A 3027-nucleotide genomic window follows, 5' to 3' on the forward strand; every position below is an offset into this window, starting at 1 on the left:
TTTATGGACAGACACTAATTAGTAGATTGATAAATTTCGAGTTGCATAAAGGTAAACCAATCCAATCAAGGTAGCTAAGGCAAAACTCAGCAAAGTACCAATAAGCATATATTCTGTTAATTTTCTGTCTTTAGCTTTTGAAAGGTCACTGAACCGGAATATGGATTTTGCAGCAATAAGAAAACCAATGGCCTGCCACTGGTTGAGCACAATAAAACCGAATATGAACAATCGCTCTAACATGCCAATATATTTCCCTGCATTTGGGAGGGATTCTTCCGTGTTTAATTCGCTATACGACCAAATGTTCATCATGTTTTTGACGACAACAGAAGACACGGAAGTAAGTGTTAGCAATGCTGCAATCAACAACAGAGATTGAGATGAAAAAAGCCCTTCCCAATTAATTTCAAAAGGCTCGTAAGCATAAACAAGTAAGGCAATTACAATCAAATGAGCCAGCTGGTCAAGCATAAAAAGCAAACGAGGATTCATCGATTCCTCCAATTTCAGTTTGATCGCGTCAATAAAGAAATGACTGCCAACAGAAATCAATACCAACGGCCAATAATGCCACTGAAATTGTAATACAAGGCACAGCAAAAAAGCATGAAGAGCAATATGAAGATAAAAATACCGCGATTTGAATTTCCCGGCTCGTTTGTCTTCGACCCATTTGTCGGTCTGAAAGACAAAATCGCCAAGAAAATGGGCGATCAACAGTTTTAATGTCAGGGCTATCATAGGCTGGAAATTTTATTCCGGTAAAAATCATTCATTTGCATAATCTCATAAAAGCCACCACGGTTTAAAGTCTCACTTATGTTGCTCTGAGTTGTTCCAAGCAGGCGTGCAATATCTTTTTGATGACTCTTAGGTTGTTCTAAAGCGGTTTTTATCACACCGGCAACTTTAGGGGTCCAGTTATCAATGGTCAACAGAGCCAGTTTCAGCATAACATTCAGGGCCTGATCTATTTCCTGGTCACCCGTTTTCAGTGCCAGAGTTTGCTTTTTCAGCGATTCAAAGCATTCTCCCGAGAAAACAAATGCAGAACCGTTCGACTCTGTTATTTTCGCTGCTTTGTGAGTCACCTCCCCTATCCCGATGGCCATGCGAACGTCAAGCGAATCGGAATGCTTCATGAAAGCTCTGATATGAATAGCAGCCAGCAATGCATCAATAGGATCCAGCATCAGCTGAAAACTGTCGCCCCGGAATATCTCCCACACCGAAGGTGGATTGCCATATTGACTCAATACCTTTTTCAGGTTTTCGATCCAGCTTCCGGCCTTTTGTTCCCGGGATTTTATTATATCGCCGATGATTACCGCTTTGCTCATGTTATCAAATGTATGGCTTTTTAATTCTATCTCCAAATTTATCGGCTCAAAAACCAATATTTAAATATATCGCATATATAACCGATTTTATACAAATATCGCTTTAAAAGGCGATTCTCGATTGCTAAAATGAACAGGATGCCGGGAATCAGATTTTGGATGGCAGGGGCGGAGGTTGAGGTTAAGGTTGAGGTTAAGGTTGAGAATGCACCACAGATGGCACAGATTATTCAATGATCAATTATCAATTATCAGTTATCAATTATCAAGTGAGGTTGAGGTTGAGGCTGAGGAATAACTAAGGCTTGGTAATACCCTAATTGACCAATCAAAAAATTAACCAGATACCAACACACAGAACACCAAACTCAAAACACGAAACACGGAATACGGAACACAGAACTCAAAACACAAAACTACTTACACCAATAATTGGGATTTTCCACGAATAAATTTAATATTGTGTAAGCGAATAATGCTAACATACGAGATTTAACAGATTATGCCCGTAAAAATACTTGCGACCGGTGACATTCATATTGGAAAAAAATCTTCCGGCCTGCCGGCAGAAACCGAAGAGATTGCCACCAAACATACATGGATGCGTCTGGTCGATTTGGCCATTAATAACCAATTTGATGCACTCTTGCTGACCGGTGACATCGTAGACCGCGACAACCGATATTTCGAAGCCATAGGTCCGCTGCAAACAGGTTTCAACAAGCTAAAAACAGCAGAAATTGCTGTATTCATCATTGCAGGAAACCACGACTTCGATGTTCTGAAACAGGTTGTAAATACATCGGAATATGACAACATCCATGTTTTAGGAGCAAAGGGAAACTGGGAAGTTAAATCATTCACCGCAAACGAAGAAGAAGTAAGGTTTGTCGGCTGGTCGTTCCCCAAACGTTACATGCATACCGATCCGCTTGAACAACTGGAGATCAATGGCTCCGATCTTCCTACCATCGGACTCCTTCATGCCGAATTAGATACACCGGACAGCCGTTATGCCCCTGTAAAAACAGAAAATTTGCTAAGCCATCCGGTAGATGCCTGGATATTGGGACATATTCATAAACCATCGGCCATTCCGGAACACCGGCCGTTCGTGCTTTATCCGGGATCGCCACATGCCCTGAGCGCCAAAGAACAGGGGAAACACGGACCACTGCAGATAACCGTGGAATCGAAAAACGACATCCGCATTGAGCAAATTCCCCTGTCGCCCGTTCGTTACGAAACGCTCAGTATTGATATTTCTAATGCACGGGATGAAGAAATACTCAGAAAACTGGTAATGGACAACATCAATCGGTGCAAAGAGCAAAATAAAACCGAATTGGCAGAAGTCCGCCACCTGGTTTTTGACATCATACTTTATGGCGAACATCCGGCCAGCAATGATATTGAAAAGTGGATGGCAACAATCCGCGATGATTTTTATTTGGTCTGAAGATGAATTAAACCTGTCGGTTCGAAAAGTAGAGTTTGACATCAGGCCCGCCGTTGAAAACATGGAAGAGCTGGCCAAAGAATCATCACCCGCCGGTTTACTGGCAGAAACCATCGTGGCCATCCAGAACGGGCAATCCACTCCCCTGCTGAACGAGTTATTGAAAAAATGGAAGGCAGACGCAGAACGAATCAACAATTCACCCGTCTATCAAAATTTAAGATA

Annotated in this window: 3 protein-coding genes and 1 pseudogene; 2 read left to right on the top strand and 2 right to left on the bottom strand. The window is 42.0% G+C overall.

The genetic code is table 11. The features are described 5' to 3' along the window. Positions 1-18 precede the first annotated feature (18 nt). Positions 19-744 carry a DUF3307 domain-containing protein gene (locus tag OQ5_RS0111735; RefSeq protein ID WP_016777677.1) on the bottom strand — a complete coding sequence of 242 codons (726 nt, stop codon included), beginning with the start codon at positions 742-744 and terminating at the stop codon, positions 19-21. Continuing rightward, a complete protein-coding gene (locus OQ5_RS0111740) occupies positions 741-1343 on the bottom strand; it encodes a SatD family protein (protein WP_016777678.1) in 603 nt (200 codons plus the stop codon). Before OQ5_RS0111740 ends, OQ5_RS0111735 begins: the two co-directional genes overlap by 4 nt. Before the next feature lie 502 nt (positions 1344-1845). On the opposite strand from OQ5_RS0111740, the gene OQ5_RS0111750 reads away from it, so the two are divergent. Together OQ5_RS0111750 and OQ5_RS24670 are read left to right on the top strand one after the other, a co-directional pair. After that, positions 1846-2802 (top strand): metallophosphoesterase family protein, encoded by a 957-nt coding sequence (locus OQ5_RS0111750; protein WP_016777680.1) that lies wholly within the window; start codon positions 1846-1848, stop codon positions 2800-2802. Beyond that, positions 2783-3027, top strand: a pseudogene (locus OQ5_RS24670) (metallophosphoesterase family protein); the annotation flags it as partial. The gene OQ5_RS0111750 and the pseudogene OQ5_RS24670, both read left to right, overlap by 20 nt.

The organism is Anaerophaga thermohalophila str. Valhall (assembly GCF_000250735.1).
Taxonomy (GTDB): Bacteria; Bacteroidota; Bacteroidia; order Bacteroidales; family Marinilabiliaceae; genus Anaerophaga; species Anaerophaga thermohalophila_A.

What these genes read in the sequence shown, in the direction of transcription:
- OQ5_RS0111740 (WP_016777678.1), bottom strand. Translation starts at nt 1,343, where the DNA reads ATGAGCAAAGCGGTAATCATCGGCGATATAATAAAATCCCGGGAACAA.
- OQ5_RS0111735 (WP_016777677.1), bottom strand. Translation starts at nt 744, where the DNA reads ATGATAGCCCTGACATTAAAACTGTTGATCGCCCATTTTCTTGGCGAT.
- OQ5_RS0111750 (WP_016777680.1), top strand. Translation starts at nt 1,846, where the DNA reads ATGCCCGTAAAAATACTTGCGACCGGTGACATTCATATTGGAAAAAAA.